A 20752-nucleotide genomic window follows, 5' to 3' on the forward strand; every position below is an offset into this window, starting at 1 on the left:
CTCCCTGACTATCTGGCTTCGCGGTGATCCGGATCGTCGAAAGCGAGAAATCCGCTCGGAGTTCGATGCTCATAAGTACACGCAGTGCCGTCGTAGCAATAGTTTCCGTACTCGTGGCTTCGATGCACGACAACCGCTGCGGTCTGTGGGGTCGTGGTCATTGGTGGGAATCTGAAAGCCAGTAGAGGAACTGAAGTTTTCAGGTCTACCTGAAGCGTAGCAGGTGAATTTCCTGCTTCGATCTCAGCCTTGGCAATCTCGCGCAACTGCTCCGGGAGCATGAACCACAGCTCCTGCGCTTCAGGCTCAATGAACGCCGATCCCTCCCAAGTGGGAGACGTGAAGACTCGAAGGTTAGAAACAGTCTCCGAAGGCATTTGAGCAATGTCCGCTTCTGGCCGATAGCAGAAATGGTAGCGACTTCTGCTCCGACGCGAAAGCGCGCCAAGAATCCGGGCGTACCGCGTTGCTCTTGATGCTCCCGAACGATTTACCGCGGGCGCTCCATCATCCTGCGGTTACTAAGCCCTGGGTTCAGTAGACAGCGTGCAGATCCTTTGTACTGCCTGCCGCCGGCGCGGCGTCTGCCGAGTCGGCGACGTCCTGCAGATACTGTTTCAGCACCGGTTCGTGCGTCATGTTGAGCATGGTCTGGATGCCGGGCGGATTGCGGGTGAAGCCGATGCCCCAGCCGCGCGCCTTGAGTCCGGCACCGACGGTGGCGATGTCGTGCTGGTGTGAGCCGTAGGCGACGATGGCCAGTTCGGGGCGGCCGAGTGTGTGCATGCCCAGCTTCGCGACGCCGTCCTCGATGCCTTGCCTGAGCGATAGCAGGCGGCGCGTGCGGTCGAGGTAACCGTCTTCGCCGAGGAACTTCATGACGGCCCATGCAGCGGCGATGGCGCCGCCGGGGCGCGTGCCGACCAGCGTGTGCGTGAAGTACTGGCCGCGTGGCCAGGCATCGAAGCTGTAGCCCATGTGGCGGAACTTCTCTTCGCAGGAGAAGAAGAGGGTCGACGCACCCTTGGCGGTATAGCCGTATTTGTGCAGGTCGGCCGAGATGGACGACACGCCGGGCAGGCGGAAGTCCCACGCGGGGATCGGACGGCCGAGCTTCTCTGCGAACGGTGCCAGATAGCCGCCGACGCATGCGTCGACGTGCAGCCACACCCCGCGTTCCAGTGCGATGCCGGAGAGCGCGGGCAACGGGTCCACCACACCGTGCGGATAGGCGGGCACCGAGCCCACGATCATGATGGTGTCGGCATTGATCTGTTCGGCCATGACCTGGGGGTCGGCGGTGAAGGCGGTGGTGATCGGCGTGCGCACGGTCTCGACGCCCATGAAATACGCTGCCTTGTCGAAGGCCGGATGCGCGCTCTCCGCCAGCACGATGCGTGGTTTGGCGGTGATGCTGCGCCTTGCGGCGGCGTAGTCGCGCGCGGCCTTGACCGCGAGGAAGATGCTCTCCGTGCCCCCCGTGGTCATGGCTCCGCGCGCGGCATCGTCGCCGTGCAGCAGGCCCAGACCCATGCCGACCACTTCGGCTTCCATCGTGGCGAGACTGCGGAAGGCCTGCAGGCCCAGCCCGTTCTCCGAGAAGTACATCATGAACGCCTGTTTGGAGACGTCGAGCACGTCTTCCCCTGCGTAGTGGATATAGGCGGGCAGGCGGCCATGGCGCCAGTCCATGTCGTGGGTCGCGGCGTCCTCGAGTTCGGCCTTGAGCGTCTCCCAGGCGATGCCGTGCTGCGGGAGCGCGACGCGTGGCGTGGTCATGTTCATCCTTCCTTGCCGCCCCAGTGGACGATGCGGTTTTCGAGGGCGCGTGCCAGCAGGTCGAGCAGGTAGCCGAGCAGCGCCATGATCAGTGCGCCGACGAGCACCACGTTCGTGAGCAGGAAGTCGGCGGCGGACAGCGCCATCCATGCGATGCCGCTGTTGGTGGCCACCATCTCGGCGCCGACCAGCATGGTCACGCCGAGGCCGATGCTCACGCGCAGCCCGGTGAAGATGCCCGGCAGGCTGGCCGGAAAGATCACGCGGCGGAAGATGGTGGTGCGGGATGCGCCGAGTGCCAAGGCCGCCTGCACCTTGCGCCTGCCGACGGATCGCACCGCCTGCATCGCGCTGATCGACAGGATCGGAAACAAGGCGAGCACGATGATCACGATCTTGGACAGCTCGCCGATGCCGAACCAGATGATGAGCAGCGGCAACAGCGCAAGCTTGGGCATCGGTCGCGTGATCTCGATCGGTGGGTCGAAGACCGCCTTGACCGTTTCGTTCATGCCCATCCACAGACCCAGCGGTACGGCCACGAGCACGGTGAGGGCGTAGGCCACACCGAAGCGCATGAGGCTCATGCCCAGGTGGTAGAGCAGGCTCTTTCCCTGGTAGCCGTCGCGCCAGAGCTGGCCGAAGGTTTCCATTACGCGCATCGGGGAGGGCAGGAACATCGGCTTGACGAACGGCGTGCCGTTCACAGGCACGGTCAGCACGAACCACAGCAGCAGCAGCGCCGCGAATGACGCCACGTGGATCCAGCGGTGCGATTTCATCGGGCGTCCTCCTGGTGCTGCGCAGCCAGCGCTTCTTCGCGCAGCAGGCCGAAGATCTCGGCCTTCAGGCGCACGAACTCGGGTTGCGTGACAAGCGTCGGGTCGGTGCTGCCCGCAAAGCCGGGTGCGAAGCGCGCCTTGATGCGACCGGGCCGCGCCGACATCACCACGATGTCGGTGGCCAGGAACAATGCCTCCTCGATGCTGTGCGTGATCCAGAGGATCGTCTTGCGCGTGTCGATCCAGATGCGCTTGATCTGCTCCTGCAGCAGTTCGCGCGTCTGCGCGTCGAGCGCGGCAAAGGGCTCGTCCATCAGCAGGATCTCGGGGTCGTTGGCCAGTGCGCGTGCAATGCCCACGCGCTGCTGCATGCCGCCCGAGAGCTCATAGGGGTAGCGTTTGGCGAAGGCCGACAGACCGACCATGTCCAGGAATCGCATGGCCGTGGCTTCGGCCTCGGCGCGCTGCCTGCCGCAGGCCAGAGGGCCGAAGGCCACGTTCTCCAGCACGTTCATCCATGTGAAAAGCGCGCCCTGCTGGAAGACGACGCCGCGTCGTGCGTCGGGCCCGCGCACCGGCGCGCCATCCATCGTCACGGTGCCGGTGGTGGCCTCTTCGAAACCAGCAAGGATATTCAGCAGGGTGCTCTTGCCGCAGCCCGAGGGCCCCAGCAGGCAGACGAAGGCGTTCGGTGCAATGTCCAGGTCGATCGGCTCCAGGGCCTGGACGGCGCCCGGTCCGCTGCCGAACCGCTTGCTCACGCCTGCAAAGCGTGCCTTCGGTGCGATGGCGGAGCCGGTGTCTGCGGCAGAGGGTTGGGTCATGTGCTGCGGCCGCATCTTCTTGTCAGGCGGCCAGCTTCATCGCAAAACTCGAATCCACCATGGCCCCGACATCCTTCGGCACGGTGCTGATCTGTCCGGACTCCTTGAGGAAGTCGGCCTGCACCTTGAGCGTCTTCGCGACACCGGTGTCCTTCTCGCCGGGTTTGCCCATCCACTTGCTGGTGATCTGCTCCTTCGCGGAGATGGGATAGAAGGTGTTGAGCGAGCGCATCACCGCCGCCTCGTCCACCGAGAGGAACTTGGTCATGGTGGCAACGACTTCCTTCGGGTTTTGCTTGAACTCGCGCGCGATCGTGTCGAAGTCCTTGAGGAAGGCGAGGACGAGGTCGGGGTTCTGCTTCTTGAATTCGTCGCGCACGAGGAAGCCGTCGAACATGGCCAGGCCCTGCGTCGTGGCCAGATCGCCGGTCTTGAAGATGATGGTGCCGCCGTCTTCCACCAGCCTGGGAATCACCGGCACCCAGATGTAGCTGGCGTCGAGTTCGCGGCGCGTCCAGGCGGATGCGATGGTATCCGCGCGCATGTTGATGAGTTGCACGTCGCCCGGGCCGAGGCCCGCACCCTTGAGCGCAGCCAGCGCGGCGAAATGCACAGAGGTGTTGAACGGCAGGCCGATGCGCTTGCCCTTGAGTTCTCCCACCGTCTTGATGCCGGAGCTGTTCTGCACCACCAGTGCTTCGCTGTCGATGATGCTCTTGTACGCATAGACCATCGACGCGGCCAGCCCGTTGGCATAGCCCACGACCATGGGGCTCGAGCCGATGTTGCACATGTCCAGGCTGCCGCCGGCCATCGCGGAAATCACTTCCGAGCCGGCACGAACCGTGACGTAGTCCACCTTGGCGCCGGGGCCGAAAGTCTGCGCCATGCTGTTCTTCGCACGGATGTAGTTCTGCGCGTCGATGCCGCCGAACGTGCCGAGGTTCACGGATTTCTGCTGGGCCAGGGCTGAGGGGAGGCCGAAGAGCGTGGTGCCGGCGGCACCGACGGTGATCTGCGCGGCCATCAGGCCGAAATCGCGTCGTGACAGGGAGAGCTTCATGACTAGCCTTTCAAGAAATGGATCGACCGAATGAGCCTGCGGCCCGGCCGGCCGCTCGCATGACAACCGGATGAATGCAGTTTGGAGGATGCCAAATATATTTGGAAGGTGCCAGCACCTTCTTTCGATGGTGCCAGCATGCCCTGAAACGGTTCAGGGCCTGAGCAGCCGCACCAGGAATTCCGAACCGTGGATCAGGTCGTCCCGCATGGCACGCCCCAAAGCGATGCCATCCCGGCGATGAAGCGCCGTCATTGCTGTCTTGTGGATTTCGTGACCCACGAGGCTGCCGCAATATTGCGGAAACAGCAGGTTCATGGTGGGGCCGATGCGCAGCCACAGGCTCTCGATGATGCGCACCAGCACGGGCAGGTCGGATGCCCGATATATCGAGAGGTGAAAATCAGTATTCGCACGCAGGGTTGCAAGAGCATCGCCTGCCCGGATGGCGGCCACGTGCTGCGCGACGACACCGTCCAGGCGCGTGATCTCCTCGTTGGAAATCCGGGCGGCTGCTTCACGCCCCGCGAGGTCTTCCAGATCGAGCCGGATTTTCAGGATCTCGCGGTAAGTCTCGATATCGAGCCTGGGTACCTGGAAGGTGCGGCCGCTGATCGCCAGGGCCCGCTCGGCCACGAGGCGTTGAAGGGCCTCGCGCACCGGCGTCAGGCTCACGCCGTACTGGCTGGCGATGTCGCGCACGGTCAACGTCTGCTCGGGCAGCAGGACTCCGTTCATGAGCGCCTCGTAGAGGCGCGCGTACGCCTGATCGGTCAGCGTGTGGCCGGGGCTCGAAGCCGATGAAGCAACGGGGGCGGCCGCGGTGGAGGTGGCGGAGCGGGGCACGGGTGGGCGTGGAAGATCTGGCAAGCTGAAGGCTTCGTAATATATTTGACTACGCTGCCAGCCTCAAGCGTCTTTTTTTGTGAGCCGCGTGACGCCGGCTCAGCGCTTCTTCTTTGCCGGCGTGCCGCCACGTTTGGACTTGGTGACGGCCTTCTTGCTGCTCGAACTCGACTTGCTGGCGGATGCCGACGACGTGGATGCCTTCACGCGCACGGGCAGGTACAGCACCACGGACTCCCCGGCCTTGAACGCTGCATTGGCGGCAACATCGTTCCAGTCCGCCACATTCGATGCGGACAGCTTGTAGCGCCTGGCGATGCTGGCGACGGTTTCCTTCTTGCCGGCTTTCACCACGGTCCGGCGGGTGATCTGTTCGGGTGATAGCTGGAGCCTGCCGTTGTCGGCGATGTGGCTGGCCACGTCGTCCTGCATCTTGGCCGAGCGCGGGATGATGAGCGTGGAGCCGGCGCGGATGAGCATGCGTGGCGGGATGGCGTTGATGGCGCGCAGGTCGGCCTCGGTCATATTGACCTGCTTCGCGGCGGCGGCGGCGCTCATGGTGGTGGGCACCACCCAGGCCGTCCAGCTCGCGTACTGGCCTTCGGTGTAGGCCTCCAGGTTGCGGCGGAACACGGTGGCGTTGTCCCACGGCAGCAGGATCTGCGGCGTGCCGGCTGCCAGGATCACCGGGCGGTGCATCGACGGGTTGAGCGCGCGGAAGTCCTCGATCTTCACGTCGGCCAGGCGGGCGGCGAGTTCGACGTCGATGTCGCGCGTGATGTCCACGCTCTGGAAGTACGGATGGTTCTCGATCAGCGGCAACTGCGTGCGGAACTGCTCGGGCGCGGCGACGATGTTCTTCACAGCCTGCAGCTTGGGAACGTACATGCGCGTCTCGGCGGGCATGGTGAGGTCGGTGTACGCCGTGCCCAGGCCCGCGCGCTTGTTCTTCGCGATGGCGCGGCTTACGCTGCCTTCGCCCCAGTTGTAGGCGGCCAGGGCGAGGTGCCAGTCGCCGAACATGCCGTAGAGCTTCTGCAGGTAGTCGAGCGCGGCGCGGGTGGAGGCGAGCACGTCGCGCCGGTCGTCGCGGAACACGTTCTGCTTGAGGTCGAAGTACGTGCCCGTGGCCGGCATGAACTGCCACATGCCGGCAGCCTTCGCGCTGGAGACGGCCTGTGGGTTGAACGCGCTCTCGATGAAGGGCAGCAGCGCCAGTTCGCTCGGCATGCTGCGGCGCTCAAGCTCCTCGACGATGTGGAAGAGGTACTTGCTCGAGCGCTCCGTCATGCGCTGGATGTAGTCCGGCCGGCTCGAATACCACTGTTCCTGCGTGCGCACGAGGTCGGTGTCGAGGTTGGGCATGCCGAAGCCGCGGCGGATGCGTTCCCACAGCTCGGCGGGTGGCGCCATCTGCGCGACAGCGCGCGACGCGGCCTGTGATGCTTGCGACGCTTCGATGGGTTGCAGCGGGCCCGACGGATACATGGGCGCGAGCACGACAGGCGGCGGGGCAGTGTTGGGCGCAGCGGCTTCGGCGGGAGTGGTCGTCGTGACCGATGCCGAGCCGGGGGTGCCGGTGGTCGCGCAGCCTGCAAGCCATAGCAGGGTCGCAAGTCCGGCGATCTGTAGAAGTCTCATCTGAATTCGTTCTTCCATTGGCGGATGACGGCGAACACGCCGACATCGCTAGCTGTTTCATCGCCTGCATGGGCGAGCGCCGCGTCGATGACGGTCGCCTCGCGCGTGCGCAGGAACGGGTTGATCTTCAGTTCCTGCGCCAGGGTGGATGGCAGCGTGGGTTGATGGTCGGCCCGCAGTGCTTCGCACTGCCTGGCGTAGTGGATCAGATCGGCGTTGCCGGGTTCCACGGCGCGCGCAAATTTCAGGTTGGACAGCGTGTACTCGTGCGTGCAGCACACGCGCGTGTTGCCGGGCAGGGCGGCCAGGCGGTCGAGCGAGTCGAGCATCTGCGCGGGTGTGCCTTCGAACAACCGGCCGCAGCCGGCGGAGAAAAGCGTGTCGCCGCAGAAGAGCAGCGGCGCGCCGTCCATGTCGGCGCAGTAATAAGCGATGTGGCCCGCCGTATGGCCGGGCACGTCGATCACGTCGAAGCGCAGGCCGAGTGTGTCAACCGTGTCGCCTTGCGACAGGCGGGTGAGTGGTTCGGGGATGCGTTCGCGTGCGGGGCCGTAAACGCGTGCGCCGGTAGCGTTGCGTAACGCATCGACACCGCCGACATGGTCGGCATGGTGGTGCGTGACTAGAATCGCCTGCAGTTGCAAGCCTTCGCGCTCGAGGGCGTCGAACACCGGCTGTGCGTCGCCCGGGTCCACCACCAGGGCCTGCTGCCCGTCGTGCAGCAGCCAGATGTAGTTGTCGGAAAGGGCGGGCAGCGGGATCAATGTCATGACCGAGCAAATTATAGGTAGGCCCCCGGGCCTGCACGAGTGGTTCCAGACGCCGCCCGGGCAGTATTTGCTCGCGTGGGAGCAGCAGCACTTCGACGCTGCAGTGGCCGACGTGTTCGGCTATCACGCGTTGCAGCTCGGCCAGGGGCCAATGGACGCGCTCAGGGCCAACCGCATGCCGCACCGATGGCTGGCCGACGAGACGCTGCATGCATCACTGCACGATGCCCCGCCGCGCGCCGCGCTGCTGACCGACTTCGCCGCGCTTCCGTTCCCCGAAAACAGCCTGGACCTCGTGGTGCTTCCGCACACGCTGGAGCTCAGCCGTGAACCCCATGCCACGCTGCGCGAGGTGGAGCGCGTGCTCGTGCCCGAGGGCCGCGTCGTGCTGTGCTGCTTCAACCCTGCGAGCCTGTGGGGCTTGCGCCAGCGGCGCGCGCACATGTACAAGCGGCTGGGCTGGGGCGAACTGTTCCTGCCGCCGCAAGGCGAGTTCATCGGCTACTGGCGCATGCGCGACTGGCTGCGGTTGCTGGGCTTCGAGGTCGAATCGGGCAATTTCGGCTGCTACCGGCCCTCGGTCGGCAGCCAGTCGTGGCTGCGTCGCTTCCAGTGGATGGACCGTGCGGGCGAGCGCTGGTGGCCCATCTTCGGTGCGGCGTACATGATCGTTGCCATCAAGCGCGTGCACGGCATCCGGATGCTCGAGCCCGGCTGGAAATCGTCGCGCAGCATGGCGGCCGCGCCGGTGTCGGTGGCGAACCGCTCGGGTAGACCCTTGCGCGCACCCCGGCCGCCTGCCGATTCGCCGGCACGGTCATCGCTCTGATCCTTTCGTTCCTACTTCCGCTTGAGGCATTGACACTTGAACACTGAACTCAACCACGTGACCATCTACACCGACGGTGCCTGCAAGGGCAACCCGGGCCCGGGCGGATGGGGCGTGGTGCTCATCTCCGGCACGACCGAGAAGGAACTCTTCGGCGGCGAACTCGGCACCACCAACAACCGCATGGAACTCACCGCCGTCATCGAGGCGCTGGCCGCGCTGAAGCGGCCGTGCCGCGTCACGCTCTACCTCGACAGCGAATATGTGCGCAAGGGCATCACCGAGTGGATCCACGGCTGGAAGGCCAAGGGCTGGCGCACCGCGTCGAAGCAGCCGGTGAAAAACGTCGAGCTGTGGCAGCGGCTCGATGCGCTCGTGGCGACGTCCGGCCATGTCATCGAATGGAAATGGGTCAAGGGCCACGCGGGCGACCCCGGCAACGAGCGTGCCGATGCGCTGGCGAACCGGGGCGTCGAGGTGGCGCTGGGCCGCCGCTAGCCACTGCGGTGTGGCGGCACGGCAATTGCATCGTCCCTGCAAGCTGCTACATTGAGCAGATCAAACAATTTGTAACTGGTTCCAACCTCACGGGCTCCAGAGGCGCAGTAGTTTTCATGGCATCCAAAGCAATCTATCCGATCGTCGCCGTGGTGGGCATCGCGGCTGTTTCCGGCGCTGCATGGTGGTTCCAGAAGGGCTCGTCGCCTTCGGCTCCACCCGCTGGTGGTGCGCCGCAAGCGGCTGCCGGTGCAGGCCCCGCCAGTGCGCCGGCCCCTGGAAGTGGCGGCCCGGTCGTCGTGGAGGCCGCACGTGTTTCCGTCATGAGGCTGTCCGACGATGCGCAGACCGTCGGCAGCCTGCGGTCACGCCAGAGCGTGATGGTGCGGCCCGAAGTCGGTGGCCGCGTCACCCAGCTGAATTTCCGTGACGGCGACCGCGTGCGCAAAGGCCAGTTGCTGGTGCAGTTCGACGACCAGCTCCAGCAGGCGCAACTGCAGCAGAGCAAGGCCGAGCTGTCCATTGCCCAGGCCAACCACAAGCGCAACCAGGATCTGGTGGCGCAGAGCTTCATCAGCCAGCGCTCGGTGGACGAGAGCGCGGCCAACCTCGAAGTGGCGCAGGCCAAGCTGGCTCTGGCGCAGGCCACGGCCGCGCGGCTGAAGATCATCGCGCCGTTCGACGGCATCACCGGCATCCGCAGCGTCAACATCGGCGACTACCTCAAGGATGGCGCCGACATCGTGAACATCGAGGACATGGACGCCGTCTATGTCGACTTCCGCCTGCCCGAGCGCTTCCAGTCCAAGGTGCGGCGAGGCCAGCGCGCGCTTCTGAACATCGACGCCTTGCCCGGCCGCAGTTTCACGGCGGTGGTGCAGGCCATCGATCCGCTGCTGGACGCCAACGGCCGCTCGGTCGGCATCCGCGGTTGCGTGGACAACCGGCAATTGCAGTTGCGCCCGGGCATGTTCGCGCGCGTGACGGCCGTTTTCGGCGAACGCAACGACGCGCGTGTGATCCCCGAAGAAGCGCTGGTGCCGCAGGGCAACCGGCAGTTCGTCGTCAAGATCGTCGATGGCGCAGACGGCTCGCGCACGACGCAGCGCGTCGAGGTGAAGGTCGGCATCCGTCGACCGGGGCGCGTCGAAATCACCGATGGCGTGCAGGAAGGCGACTGGATCGTCACTGCCGGCCAGCAACGCGTGCAGCGCGACGGCACGAAAGTGCGCGTGGTCGACCTGAATGCCAATCAGGCCCCGGGCCAATCTCCGGAAGGCGGCGCGCCTGCGGCCAGGGGCTCCGCTCCCGTCGCCCCGAATGGCGCGGCTCCTGCTGCCCCTTCCCTTGCCTCTGCGCCGGTCGCCGCGGTTTCTCCTGCCGCTGCACGGGCGGCTGCCAGCGGCCCGAATCCGTGCCTGATCGGCATGGCTGCTGCCGATCGCGCCGATCCGCCCGCAGCGCCTTCTGGCGGCAAACCCGCGGGCCCACGCCCGGCCGCGCGCAACCCGGCCTGATGCGCGCCGCACGCTGAACCCCCACATTCCTGGAGCCCGTTCATGCAACTTCCGGAGATATCGATCCGCCGCCCCGTGTTTGCCACCGTGCTCTCGCTGCTGGTGCTGCTGGTCGGTGCGGTGAGCTTCGACCGGTTGACGGTCCGCGAATACCCGAAGATCGACGAACCCGTCGTGACCGTCACCGTGCGTTACCCCGGCGCGTCCGCCGAGGTGATCGAGTCGCAGATTTCCAAGGTGCTGGAAGACTCCATCGCCGGCATCGACGCGGTGGACGTCATCACTTCCATCAGCCGCGCCGAGCAGAGCCAGATTTCCGTGCGTTTCCGCCTCGAAAAGGACGCCGATGCCGCGGCCGCCGAAGTGCGTGACCGCACGGCCCGCGTGCGCAACCGCCTGCCCACCTCCATCGATGAACCGGTGATCGCCAAGGTCGAGGCCGACGCCTTTCCCGTTGTCTTCATCACGTTCTCAAGCGATGTGCTCACACCGCTGCAGATCAACGACGTGGTCTCGCGCATCGCCAAGCCGCGCCTGCAGACGGTGACCGGCGTGGCCGACGTGCGCATCTATGGCGAACGCAAGTACGCCATGCGCGTGTGGCTGGAGCCGGCCAAGCTGGCAGCGTACCGCCTGACGACGCAGGACGTGGAAGATGCCATCCGCCGCAACAACCTCGAAGTGCCGGGCGGTCGCATCGAATCGCAGCAACGCGAATTCAGCGTCACCTCGCAGACCGATCTGGTGCGGCCTTCGCAGTTCGCCGACATCACGATCCGCACCGTCAACGGATTCCCGGTCAAGATCCGCGATGTGGCGCGCGTGCAGGAAGCCGCTGCCGACGAACGCAGCACCGTGCGCCTGAACGGCCTGCCGGCCATTTCCGCCGGCGTCATCCGCCAGGCCACCGCCAATCCGCTGGACCTGTCGGCCGGCGTGCGCGAAATGCTGCCCAAGCTCGAGCAGGACCTGCCGGCCGGCGTGACCATCCAGATCGCCAACGACAACTCGGTCTTCATCGACCGCTCGATCAAGAACGTGTACCGCACGATCGCCGAAGCGGTGATCCTGGTCGCGCTCGTGATCTTCGTGTTCCTGCGTACGGTACGCGCGTCCATCATTCCGATCGTCACGATCCCCGTGAGCCTGATCGGTACATTCGCGCTGATGGCGCTGGCGGGCTTTTCGATCAACACGCTCACGCTGCTTGCACTGGTGCTGGCCATCGGCCTGGTCGTGGACGACGCCATCGTGATGCTGGAGAACATCTACCGCCACATCGAGGAAGGGCTCGACCCGTTCTCGGCAGCCATCAAGGGCGCGCGCGAAATCGGCTTTGCGGTGATCACGATGACCGCGACGCTGGTCGCCGTGTACGCACCGCTGGCTTTCACGCCGGGGCGAACGGGGCGGCTGTTCGTCGAATTCGCGCTCGCGCTTGCAGGCGCGGTGGTGGTGTCGGGCTTCGTCGCGCTGACGCTCACGCCCATGATGTGTTCGCTGCTGCTCAAGCACAACCCGAACCCCAACCGCTTCGACCGCGGCATGGAACGCATTCTGGTTGGCATCACCAGCGGCTACGAACGCGTGCTGCGCTGGATTGTCACCACGGGCTGGAAGCCGGCCGAAGGGCAGAAGGGCGTCGGTGTTGCGTTGAAGCGCTTCATCCTGAACGCGCGCTGGATCGTGCTGGCGGTGATGGGGCTGAGCGCGCTGGTCATCGCGCTGGTGTATCCGAAGATGCGCTCGGAGCTCTCGCCGATGGAAGACCGTGGCGTTGTCTCGGCCACGCTCACGGCGCCGGACGGCGCCACGCTGGAATACACCGACCGCTATGCGCGCGAACTGGAGAAGCTCGGCGCGCAATACAAGGAGTTCGACCGCATTTTCGGCAACGTGGGCAACCCGTCGGTCTCGCAGGCCAACGTGACCTACCGCACCGTGGACTGGGACGAGCGCAGCCGCTCGACCATGGACCTCGCGCGCGAGCTCGGCCCGAAGTTCTCCGCGCTGCCCGGCGTGATGGCGTTCCCCGTCACGCCGCCGTCGCTCGGCCAGGGCTTCCGCGACCGGCCGGTGAACTTCGTCATCCAGACCTCCGATTCGTACCAGAACCTCAACCAGGTCGTGCGGCAGTTCATGGAAGAACTCGCCAAGCAGCCCGGCATCCTGCAGCCCGACGTGGACCTGCGCCTGAACAAGCCCGAACTGCGCATCGATGTGGATCGCGAGAAGGCGGCTGACATGGGCGTGGCGGTGGACGTGGTCGCGCGCGCCATCGAAACCATGCTGGGCGGGCGCAACGTCACGCGCTACAAGCGTGACGCCGAGCAGTACGACGTGATCGTGCAGACGCAGGCGAGCGGCCGGTCCACGCCGGAAGACATCGACAGCATCTACGTGCGCGGCCGCAATGACGTGATGATCCCGCTGTCGGCGCTGGTGAAGGTGCGCGAGAGCGTGAGCCCGCGCGAGCTGAACCACTTCGGCCAGCGCCGCTCGGCCACCATCTCGGCCAACCTCGCGTCGGACTATTCGCTGGGCGAGGCGCTGAACTACATGAACGGCGTGGCCGCCAAGGTGCTCAAGCCTGGCTACACCACGGACCTGAACGGCACGTCGCGCGAATTCCGCAACTCGCAGGGCGCGCTGGCCATCGTGTTCGTGCTGGCGCTGGTGTTCATTTTCCTGGTGCTCGCCGCGCAGTTCGAGAGCTTCGTCGATCCGCTCGTGATCATGCTCGCGGTGCCGCTGTCCATGGTGGGTGCGCTGCTGGCGCTCAAGTGGTCGGGCGGGTCGCTCAACGTGTATTCGCAGATCGGGCTGATCACGCTGGTCGGGCTGATCACCAAGCACGGCATCCTGATCGTGGAGTTCACCAACCAGCTGCGCGAGCACGGCGCGGAGATGGTGGACGCGGTCATCGGCGCTGCCTCACAACGGCTGCGGCCCATCCTGATGACGACCGGTGCCATGGTGCTGGGTGCCGTGCCGCTGGCCATCGCCCATGGTGCGGGTGCCGAAAGCCGCCAGCAGATCGGCTGGGTCATCGTGGGCGGCATGTCGCTGGGCACGATGCTCACGATTTTCGTCGTGCCCACGATGTACACGCTGTTTGCACGCAAGACCGTGCCGGGCGCGAAGACCGCCTCTGTCAAGGAAGAGCCCGACGAACCCCACACGGTGCACGACGATTTCGTTGCCAAGTGATCGTCGCGAAGTAATATCGCCTTTCGATATCTTTTTCAGAAAGAGGAGTGCCGTCATGCCCAAGTCCAAAGCCGAAACAATCACCGCCGCGTCGCAGGCCGAGCTCGAAAACCTTCTGGCCGACTTGCGCGGCCTGCTGGCCCGCAAGGAACTCGAAGCCATGCCCGAGGTGAATGCTTTCCGCGTCCGCATCGACGAAGGTCTGCAGTCCGTTCGCGAGACGGCCGTGGAAACGGCGCACGAAGCCGCCCGCAAGGCCAAGGAAGCGGCTGCCGAAGCCGCGCGCCGCGCCAAGGAAGCCGCGGCTGCCGCCGACGCCTACGCGCACGACGAGCCGTGGCGTGTGGCAGGTGCTGCGCTGGCCGTGGGCGCATTGCTCGGCTACCTGCTCGGACGCCGCTGAGATGAACTGGCTGGGCCTTTTCGGCCTGGACGAGAAGATCGCGCGCTACCGGCAACTGGCCGCCGAAGCCGCCTTTGCCGCCGAGAACCGCGTCGAACTGCTGGCCCTCGAGTGGGAAGAGGAAAAGCTGCGCCTGCGCCGCCTGCTGGTGCTGGCCGTGCTTGCGGCTGCACTCAGCGTCGTGGCGCTCATCGTCCTGTCCATCGCCGTGATGATCCATTTCTGGGACTCGGGCCATCGCCAGGCAGTGGCCTGGGGTGTGGCCGTCTTCTGGCTGCTGGCCTGGGGCGGCGTGCTGGCGGCACTGGTGAAATCCGTTCAAGGCGGACGCCGGGCCTTCCTCCTCACGCGGCAGGAGCTCGCACGCGACTGGTCTGACCTCAAGGAGCGGTTATGACGGACCCATTCCCCGAACCGGCAGAAGCGGACCCGCGGCCCATGACACCCGAAGAGCGCGCCGCGCGCAAAGCCGAGGTGGTCGACGCCATCCAGCGCCAGCGTACGCGCTGGATCGTGCGTCGCAACGAGGCACTGGTCGCGCAGCGCATGCAGGAGCAGGGTCTGGCGGAAGACGGCACGCCCCTCGATCCGGATGCGTTTCCGCGCAGCCACATCATGCGCGTGCTCACCCGGCAGCCGCTGGCAGTGGCGGGCGCGGTGGGCCTGCTGATCTTCCTGGGGCCGCGCCGTGTGTTGCGCGCGGCTTCGTGGTTGCTGCCGCTGGTATTGCGCCGGTTCTAGACTGCAGTCCTGAACCGCATCCTCGAACATCATGCTCCTTTCAACGCCGTCTTCTTGAGCGCCTTTGCCTGCTTTTGCAGATTCAGACCATTTGTATATACTATGTACGTACGTCAACGACGACTTACACGTAGGAGATACGAAATGGGTCAAGTCGCAAAGATTTTTCAGACGGGCGGAAGTCAGGCGGTGCGGTTGCCCGCGGAGTTTCGCTTCGCGGAGTCAGAGGTGTTCATTTCGCGTACGGCGGCGGGAGATGTTGTGCTGTCCAGTCGACCACGTGCCAGCTACGCGGACTTTGCGGCGCTGAGGAACAAGTTGGGGGCGGAAGAGACGAGGGACTTTTTGCGCGATCGCAACCAGGCAAGGAGCGAGCCGCGGGATCCTTTCGCCTCCACAATGACGCGCAGGTCCAAGAAGTAAGAGCAGAGGCGTTGCGCTATGTATTTGTTGGACACAAACATTGTGAGTGCAGCGATTCGCGGGAGCGCTGAGGTTGATGCAAGACTGCTGCTGCTCGAATCGCACGAGTGGTGCATTTCTGCTGTGACGCGTGCGGAGTTGCGCTACGGGCTGGCCAAGCGGCCAGAGGCGAGGAAGCTGGCGCAAGTGGTGGAGCGGTTTCTGCAGTTGGCAACAACGCTTGCGTGGGACACGGCTGCGGCGGATGCACACGGCCGCTTGCGTGCGCAGTTGCACGCTGCGGGGACGCCGATTGGGGAGTTCGACACGATGATCGCGGCGCACGCGTTGGCGCTGGGGGCGACGGTCGTGACGGATAACGTTTCAGATTTCGGCCGCGTGCGAGATTTGCAGTTGGAGAATTGGCTGCGAGACTAGCGAGCGTTCGCTGCAACGTTATCGCGCATCGCACCGTCCCCTTCAAACCTTTCCTCTGCAAAATGTAAGTTCTCGAAGGCACAAGTTGATGAGGCTACTCGCGCTTCTTTACTGCGGGTGACTAAACCGCACCCTCGAACATCATCACGTCCACTTCGTCGCCCGCAGCGACATTGCCTTGGGCGTGGTGCAGCACGATCAGGCCGTTGGCCTGCACCATCGAACTGAGGACGCCCGAACCCTGGTTCCCGGTGATGGCGACTTCGAGCCGGCCGTCGGCCGCCTTGCTCACGATGCCGCGCTGGTACTCGGTGCGCCCCGGCTTCTTGCGGATCGCACCGGCGCTACGCGCGCGCAACAGCACTTTCGGCTCCGGGTTCGCGCCCATCATGCGCAACAGCGCGGGGCGCACGAACGCAAGGAAGGTCACCATCACCGCGACCGGATTGCCCGGCAGGCCGAACAGCACGGCCGCGCCGTAGTTGGCCGGGTCGTGCGAGACGATGCGGCCGACCGCCATCGGCCGGCCCGGCCGCATGGCGATGCGCCAGAAGGCGACGTCGCCGAGCTTCTTCATCATGGCCTTGGTGAAGTCCGCTTCGCCCACACTCACGCCGCCGCTGGTGATGATGGCGTCGGCCCGCTCGGCTGCCTGCAGGAAAGTGGCTTCGAGCAGCACAGGGTCGTCGTGTACGACACCCAGGTCCACCACTTCGCAACCAAGGCGCGTGAGCAGCCCGAACACGGTGTAGCGGTTGCTGTCGTACACCGCGCCTTCGCGCGGTGCATCGCCCACGCTCAGTATTTCGTCTCCGGTGGAGAAGTACGCGACGCGGACGCGACGCACGGCACGCACGCGGGAAATGCCCAGGCTCGCGAGCAGGCCGAGCGCCGCCGGGCCGATGCGCTGGCCCTTGCCGAGTGCAGCCTGGCCCTGCATGACGTCTTCGCCGCGCAGGCGGCGGTTGTCGCCGGGCTTGACGATGCCGGCATCGAAGCTCGCGAATGAATCGCCACCCGCATCGTCCTGCTTCGTGAATTCCTGCGGCACGACCGTGTCCAGCCCCTCGGGCATGACCGCGCCCGTCATGATCTTCACGCACTCGCCAGCACCCACGCGGCCTTGCCAGGCCGCGCCCGCAAGGGCGGTGCCCGCGACGCGAAGCCGCAGCGGGCCGCCAGCCGCGAGTTCGTCACCCCTGAATGCGAAGCCGTCCATCGCCGAGTTGTCGTGCGGCGGCACGTTCACCGGCGAGATGACGTCTTCCGCCAGCACGCGGCCGAGCGCGTCGAAGAGGCCGACGTCCTCCGTCGCATGAACCGGTTGCACCAACCCTGCGAGGAATTCGTTCACCATGTCGGCTGACAGGGCCTGCGGGTCGTAGCCCTGCAGTTCTGCGGCAATCTGCTCCAGCGTCTTCATCGTGAATTCAGCCTTCGAGCGCCTGCAGCTCGGCCAGTGTGTTGGCGTTGAAGAAGGCGCGTGGGTCGTCGCCGTCGGCATCGAAGGGCACGAGCACGGTCTTGTGCTGCGAGGTCCATGCGTCGATCTTGCGTCCGCCGCCATGGGTGAACCTGACCAGGCTTTCGAGCAGGTCCACGCGCATCAGGCAGAACACGGGTTGTGCGCGCAGCGTGCCGTCTTCGGGCGCGCTCACCATGGCGATCTCGGCGTCTTCGCGCGCGGCGGCATCGGCCAGGCGCTCGATGAGGTCGAGCGGGAAGAGGGGGGTGTCGCACGGCACGGTGGCGAGCCACGGCGTCTCGCAACGCTCCAGCCCCGTCAGCACACCGGCCAGCGGCCCGGCGTAGTCGGGCAGGGTGTCCGGCCAGACCGGCGCGCCGAACGACTCGTAGGCCGCGAGGTTGCGGTTGGCGTTGACCATCATCTCGCCCACCTGCATCTGCAGGCGCAGCAGCGTGTGCAGTGCAAGTGGCACGCCGTTGAAGTTCTGCAAGCCCTTGTCCACGCCGCCCATGCGCGAGCCGCGGCCGCCTGCCAGCACCAGGCCGGTGATCTGCTGCGGGTCGATGCGTTGCACCATGTTGTCTCAGCCTCCGATGTAACTCATTTCGACGCGACGCGCACCGCCAGCTTCTGCCGGCGGCAGCGTGCTGCGCAGTTCCGAATAGCGATCCGCACGGCCCTGCCAGATGTGCGCGATGGCGGCGGACAGCTCCTGGTCACTCGCACCGCCGCGCAGCAGGCTCCGCAGGTCATGGCCCTGCGAGGCGAACAAGCACAGATAAAGCTGACCCTCTGTGGACAATCGCGCGCGGTTGCAGTCACCACAGAAGGCCTGCGTCACGCTGCTGATCATGCCGACCTCGCCGCTGCCGTCTGCATAGGCCCACCGTTGTGCGGTCTCGCCGGTCGACGTGGCGGGCAACTGCACCAGCGGCAATTCGGCGTGGATGCGCTGCACGACTTCGGTAGAGGGCAGCACTTCGTCCATGCGCCAGCCATTCGTCGCGCCGACATCCATGTATTCGATGAAACGCAGCACCACGCCCGTGCCGCGGAAATGCCGTGCCATCGGCAGGATTTCGTGGTCGTTCGTGCCGCGCTTGACCACCATGTTCACCTTGAGGCCGCTGCCTTCGAAAAGGCCCGCTTCCTGCGCAGCGGCAATGCCGTCCAGGACTTCGGCCACGGGGAAGTCCACGTCGTTCATGCGGCGGAACACGGTGTCGTCCAGGCCGTCCAGGCTCACCGTGACCCGGTTCAGGCCTGCGGCCTTGAGCGCCTGGGCCTTGCGGCGAAGCAGCGAGCCGTTGGTGGTGAGCGTGAGGTCGGGCGGCAGGCCATCGACGGTGCGCAGCGCTGACAACTGCTCGACGAGGAGTTCGATGTTCTTGCGAAGCAGCGGCTCGCCACCGGTCAGGCGGATCTTGCGCACGCCATGCGCCAGGAACTGCCTGGCCACGCGCGTGATTTCCTCGAAGCTCAGCAGCGACGAGTGCGGCAGGTACGGATAGTCCTTGTCGAAGACTTCCTTGGGCATGCAGTAGCTGCAGCGGAAGTTGCACCGGTCGGTGACGCTGATGCGCAGATCGCGCAACGGGCGGCCAAGAGAATCGGCGAGCCACCCGGTGGCCGGGGCGTCGCTGGCGAGCACGCGTGCCGGCACAGCCAGCGATGAAGATCGCTGGTCGAGCAGGGGGATCACGCGTTCGGCCATGGCTCCGATTGTCCCTCGGAAGGCATAGACCTGCGACCGGGGCGGAAACCCGCTCAGATCTGCCGGATCGCCACCGTCTTGAGCTGGGTGAAGCCGTACAGCGCTTCGAAGCCCTTTTCGCGGCCGTGACCCGACGCCTTGTAACCGCCGAAGGGCAGTTCCACACCGCCGCCGGCACCATAGTTGTTCACGAACACCTGGCCGCTCTTCACGCGGCGGGCCATGCGCAGCTGGCGGCCACCGTCGCGCGTCCACACGCCGGCCACCAGGCCGAACTGCGTGGCGTTGGCGAGTTCGACCGCGTGGTCTTCGTCGCGGAAACTCATGGCCGACAGCACCGGGCCGAACACTTCTTCCTGCGCGAGGCGATGATCGACGGGCACGTCTCGCAGCAGCGTGGGTGCCTGGTAAAAGCCGGCTTCGGGCGCTTCGTCCACGATGCGGCCCTGCGCCACCATGGGGATGCTGGCGACCTGAGCGTCCGACAGGAAGTCCCACACGCGTTGCTGTTGCGTGGCGCGGATCAGCGGGCCGACGTCGAGGTCCATCGCCGCAGGTCCGACGCGCAGGTTCGAGAACGCAACGCCCAGTTTCTCGAGCAGCGGTTCGTAGATGGCCTGGTGGATCAGCACGCGCGAGCCGGCCGAGCAGGTCTGCCCGGCGTTCTGCACGATGGCGTTGATGACGACCGGAATCGCCGCGTCGAGATCGGCGTCGGCGAAGATGATCTGCGGGCTCTTGCCACCCAGTTCCAGCGTGACAGGGCAGTGCCGCTCCGAAGCTACCTGCTGGATGATCGTGCCCACGCGTGGGCTGCCGGTGAAGCTGATGTGGTCGATGCCCGTGTGGCGCGCCATCGCGTCGCCCACTTCATGCCCGTAACCGGTGACGATGTTGATCGCGCCGGCGGGGAAGCCGACCTCGGCCGCGAGCTGCGCCACGCGCAGCAATGACAGGCAGGCATCTTCGGAAGGCTTGACCACGCAGACGTTGCCTGCTGCCAGCGCGCCGCCGACGCTGCGTCCGAAGATCTGCATCGGGTAGTTCCACGGGATGATGTTGGCCACCACGCCGTAGGCTTCGCGCCAGGTGAAGACGGTGTAGCCCTCCTGGTAGGGGATGGTTTCACCGTGGAACTTGTCGCACGCGCCGCCGTAGAACTCGAAGTAGCGCACCAGCGCCAGCGCGTCGGCCCGGGCCTGCTTGGTGGGTTTGCCGCAGTCACGCTGTTCGATGGCGGCGAGCTCGTCCACGTGCTCGGCGATCCTGGCCGACAGGCGCATCAGCAGACGGCCACGCTCGGCGGCGCTGAGCTTGCTCCAGACGGACTCGTAGCACTGGCGCGCGGCGGTGACGGCGGCATCGACGTCATGCGCGTCGCTGCGCTGGATCTCGTCGTAGGTCTGGCCGTCAGACGGGTCGATGACGGGAAGGGTGCGGCCGGAAGTGGAACGCACCGAAGCGTTGGCGATGTAGTTCAGTTGCATGGTGCCGTCGATTTTGCCGGATGTCAGCCCGGGATGTCGGGCTCCACGAGCTGCGCCAGCTGCACCAGCGATTCCTGCCACCCGAGGTAACACATCTCTTCGGGAATCACGGCGGGAATGCCGTCCAGCGGTTCATGGCGCCGGGCGTGGTGAAAGCCTTGAACACGCGCTCGGGCGGGCAGCGCAGCACGCGGTGGAAGGTGACGGTTCCTGTGGACATGACGGCTCCTTGATGAAATGGTTGATGCAATGAAAAAAGGGACAGGGGAATTTTCTTCCCACTGTCCCTACGACGAACGGTGCCTGCCGGAATCGACAGACACCGTCGAAGAAATTCGGA

At 65.6% G+C, this 20752-nt stretch carries 19 protein-coding genes and 1 pseudogene; 8 read left to right on the forward strand and 12 right to left on the reverse strand.

Annotated elements, in window-relative coordinates; genetic code table 11:
• Positions 1 to 534 precede the first annotated feature (534 nt).
• The 7 genes from ACO2Q9_RS20245 to gloB all read right to left on the reverse strand — a co-directional run bounded on the left by ACO2Q9_RS20245 (position 535) and on the right by gloB (position 7705).
• The gene (locus ACO2Q9_RS20245) at positions 535 to 1779 is read right to left on the reverse strand and encodes a pyridoxal phosphate-dependent decarboxylase family protein (protein ID WP_423314121.1); all 1245 of its coding nucleotides are present in this window, start codon (positions 1777 to 1779) and stop codon (positions 535 to 537) included.
• Between the two features lie 2 nt (positions 1780 to 1781).
• Entirely contained in the window at positions 1782 to 2561 is a 780-nt protein-coding gene (locus tag ACO2Q9_RS20250; RefSeq protein WP_423314123.1) for an ABC transporter permease, read from the reverse strand.
• Positions 2558 to 3385 carry an ABC transporter ATP-binding protein gene (locus ACO2Q9_RS20255; RefSeq protein ID WP_423314125.1) on the reverse strand — a complete coding sequence of 276 codons (828 nt, stop codon included), beginning with the start codon at positions 3383 to 3385 and terminating at the stop codon, positions 2558 to 2560. The genes ACO2Q9_RS20250 and ACO2Q9_RS20255 overlap by 4 nt, the downstream gene beginning before the upstream one ends.
• A 22-nt stretch (positions 3386 to 3407) precedes the next feature.
• The gene (locus ACO2Q9_RS20260) at positions 3408 to 4448 is read right to left on the reverse strand and encodes an ABC transporter substrate-binding protein (RefSeq protein WP_423314127.1); all 1041 of its coding nucleotides are present in this window, start codon (positions 4446 to 4448) and stop codon (positions 3408 to 3410) included.
• A 153-nt stretch (positions 4449 to 4601) separates the two neighbouring features.
• Positions 4602 to 5294 carry a GntR family transcriptional regulator gene (locus tag ACO2Q9_RS20265; protein ID WP_423314129.1) on the reverse strand — a complete coding sequence of 231 codons (693 nt, stop codon included), beginning with the start codon at positions 5292 to 5294 and terminating at the stop codon, positions 4602 to 4604.
• Positions 5295 to 5393: 99 nt separating this feature from the next.
• Positions 5394 to 6935, reverse strand: a complete 1542-nt coding sequence (locus ACO2Q9_RS20270) for a transglycosylase SLT domain-containing protein (RefSeq protein ID WP_423314130.1) — start codon at positions 6933 to 6935, stop codon at positions 5394 to 5396.
• Positions 6932 to 7705 carry a hydroxyacylglutathione hydrolase gene (gene gloB, locus ACO2Q9_RS20275; RefSeq protein WP_423314131.1) on the reverse strand — a complete coding sequence of 258 codons (774 nt, stop codon included), beginning with the start codon at positions 7703 to 7705 and terminating at the stop codon, positions 6932 to 6934. Before gloB ends, ACO2Q9_RS20270 begins: the two co-directional genes overlap by 4 nt.
• Between gloB and ACO2Q9_RS20280 the strand changes: the two genes are divergently transcribed.
• The 8 genes from ACO2Q9_RS20280 to ACO2Q9_RS20315 all read left to right on the forward strand — a co-directional run bounded on the left by ACO2Q9_RS20280 (position 7704) and on the right by ACO2Q9_RS20315 (position 15743).
• Positions 7704 to 8534: a class I SAM-dependent methyltransferase gene (locus ACO2Q9_RS20280; protein WP_423314132.1), complete on the forward strand. Its 831-nt coding sequence runs from the start codon at positions 7704 to 7706 to the stop codon at positions 8532 to 8534. The genes gloB and ACO2Q9_RS20280 overlap by 2 nt on opposite strands.
• A 36-nt stretch (positions 8535 to 8570) precedes the next feature.
• Positions 8571 to 9032 carry a ribonuclease HI gene (rnhA, locus tag ACO2Q9_RS20285; protein ID WP_423314133.1) on the forward strand — a complete coding sequence of 154 codons (462 nt, stop codon included), beginning with the start codon at positions 8571 to 8573 and terminating at the stop codon, positions 9030 to 9032.
• A 116-nt stretch (positions 9033 to 9148) separates the two neighbouring features.
• A complete protein-coding gene (locus tag ACO2Q9_RS20290; protein ID WP_423314134.1) occupies positions 9149 to 10549 on the forward strand; it encodes an efflux RND transporter periplasmic adaptor subunit in 1401 nt (466 codons plus the stop codon).
• A 42-nt stretch (positions 10550 to 10591) separates the two neighbouring features.
• On the forward strand, positions 10592 to 13759 hold the full coding sequence (locus ACO2Q9_RS20295; protein ID WP_423314135.1) for an efflux RND transporter permease subunit: 3168 nt from the start codon (positions 10592 to 10594) through the stop codon (positions 13757 to 13759).
• A gap of 55 nt (positions 13760 to 13814) precedes the next feature.
• A complete protein-coding gene (locus ACO2Q9_RS20300; protein WP_423314136.1) occupies positions 13815 to 14162 on the forward strand; it encodes a glycine zipper domain-containing protein in 348 nt (115 codons plus the stop codon).
• 1 nt (position 14163) lies between these two features.
• Positions 14164 to 14559, forward strand: a complete 396-nt coding sequence (locus ACO2Q9_RS20305) for a phage holin family protein (RefSeq protein WP_423314137.1) — start codon at positions 14164 to 14166, stop codon at positions 14557 to 14559.
• Positions 14556 to 14903: a hypothetical protein gene (locus ACO2Q9_RS20310; protein WP_423314139.1), complete on the forward strand. Its 348-nt coding sequence runs from the start codon at positions 14556 to 14558 to the stop codon at positions 14901 to 14903. Before ACO2Q9_RS20305 ends, ACO2Q9_RS20310 begins: the two co-directional genes overlap by 4 nt.
• A gap of 441 nt (positions 14904 to 15344) precedes the next feature.
• Positions 15345 to 15743: a type II toxin-antitoxin system VapC family toxin gene (locus tag ACO2Q9_RS20315; RefSeq protein WP_423314140.1), complete on the forward strand. Its 399-nt coding sequence runs from the start codon at positions 15345 to 15347 to the stop codon at positions 15741 to 15743.
• A gap of 121 nt (positions 15744 to 15864) precedes the next feature.
• Here ACO2Q9_RS20315 and glp read toward each other — a convergent pair whose 3' ends face one another.
• The 5 genes and pseudogenes from glp to ACO2Q9_RS20340 all read right to left on the reverse strand — a co-directional run.
• Positions 15865 to 17166 carry a gephyrin-like molybdotransferase Glp gene (gene glp / locus ACO2Q9_RS20320; RefSeq protein WP_423314142.1) on the reverse strand — a complete coding sequence of 434 codons (1302 nt, stop codon included), beginning with the start codon at positions 17164 to 17166 and terminating at the stop codon, positions 15865 to 15867.
• 7 nt (positions 17167 to 17173) lie between these two features.
• Positions 17174 to 17788: a molybdenum cofactor guanylyltransferase MobA gene (mobA, locus tag ACO2Q9_RS20325; RefSeq protein ID WP_423314144.1), complete on the reverse strand. Its 615-nt coding sequence runs from the start codon at positions 17786 to 17788 to the stop codon at positions 17174 to 17176.
• Between the two features lie 6 nt (positions 17789 to 17794).
• Positions 17795 to 18925, reverse strand: coding sequence for a GTP 3',8-cyclase MoaA (gene moaA / locus ACO2Q9_RS20330; RefSeq protein ID WP_423314146.1), 1131 nt, complete (start codon positions 18923 to 18925; stop codon positions 17795 to 17797).
• Between the two features lie 53 nt (positions 18926 to 18978).
• Complete coding sequence (locus tag ACO2Q9_RS20335; RefSeq protein ID WP_423314148.1) at positions 18979 to 20412, reverse strand: aldehyde dehydrogenase family protein; 1434 nt, start codon at positions 20410 to 20412, stop codon at positions 18979 to 18981.
• A gap of 23 nt (positions 20413 to 20435) precedes the next feature.
• A pseudogene (locus tag ACO2Q9_RS20340) lies at positions 20436 to 20537 on the reverse strand (polyketide cyclase); the annotation flags it as partial.
• Positions 20538 to 20752: the final 215 nt, after the last annotated feature.

This window comes from Variovorax sp. VNK109, from assembly GCF_049445855.1.
In the GTDB taxonomy this organism is placed as follows: Bacteria; Pseudomonadota; Gammaproteobacteria; order Burkholderiales; family Burkholderiaceae_C; genus JAGOCV01.

Coding starts and splice junctions, on each gene's coding strand:
- ACO2Q9_RS20255 (WP_423314125.1), bottom strand. CDS start 3,385: ATGACCCAACCCTCTGCCGCAGACACCGGCTCCGCCATCGCACCGAAG.
- mobA (WP_423314144.1), bottom strand. CDS start 17,788: ATGGTGCAACGCATCGACCCGCAGCAGATCACCGGCCTGGTGCTGGCA.
- ACO2Q9_RS20315 (WP_423314140.1), top strand. CDS start 15,345: ATGTATTTGTTGGACACAAACATTGTGAGTGCAGCGATTCGCGGGAGC.
- ACO2Q9_RS20250 (WP_423314123.1), bottom strand. CDS start 2,561: ATGAAATCGCACCGCTGGATCCACGTGGCGTCATTCGCGGCGCTGCTG.
- gloB (WP_423314131.1), bottom strand. CDS start 7,705: ATGACATTGATCCCGCTGCCCGCCCTTTCCGACAACTACATCTGGCTG.
- ACO2Q9_RS20280 (WP_423314132.1), top strand. CDS start 7,704: ATGACCGAGCAAATTATAGGTAGGCCCCCGGGCCTGCACGAGTGGTTC.
- ACO2Q9_RS20300 (WP_423314136.1), top strand. CDS start 13,815: ATGCCCAAGTCCAAAGCCGAAACAATCACCGCCGCGTCGCAGGCCGAG.
- ACO2Q9_RS20270 (WP_423314130.1), bottom strand. CDS start 6,935: ATGAGACTTCTACAGATCGCCGGACTTGCGACCCTGCTATGGCTTGCA.
- ACO2Q9_RS20335 (WP_423314148.1), bottom strand. CDS start 20,412: ATGCAACTGAACTACATCGCCAACGCTTCGGTGCGTTCCACTTCCGGC.
- ACO2Q9_RS20310 (WP_423314139.1), top strand. CDS start 14,556: ATGACGGACCCATTCCCCGAACCGGCAGAAGCGGACCCGCGGCCCATG.
- ACO2Q9_RS20260 (WP_423314127.1), bottom strand. CDS start 4,448: ATGAAGCTCTCCCTGTCACGACGCGATTTCGGCCTGATGGCCGCGCAG.
- glp (WP_423314142.1), bottom strand. CDS start 17,166: ATGAAGACGCTGGAGCAGATTGCCGCAGAACTGCAGGGCTACGACCCG.
- ACO2Q9_RS20245 (WP_423314121.1), bottom strand. CDS start 1,779: ATGACCACGCCACGCGTCGCGCTCCCGCAGCACGGCATCGCCTGGGAG.
- moaA (WP_423314146.1), bottom strand. CDS start 18,925: ATGGCCGAACGCGTGATCCCCCTGCTCGACCAGCGATCTTCATCGCTG.
- ACO2Q9_RS20305 (WP_423314137.1), top strand. CDS start 14,164: ATGAACTGGCTGGGCCTTTTCGGCCTGGACGAGAAGATCGCGCGCTAC.
- ACO2Q9_RS20290 (WP_423314134.1), top strand. CDS start 9,149: ATGGCATCCAAAGCAATCTATCCGATCGTCGCCGTGGTGGGCATCGCG.
- ACO2Q9_RS20295 (WP_423314135.1), top strand. CDS start 10,592: ATGCAACTTCCGGAGATATCGATCCGCCGCCCCGTGTTTGCCACCGTG.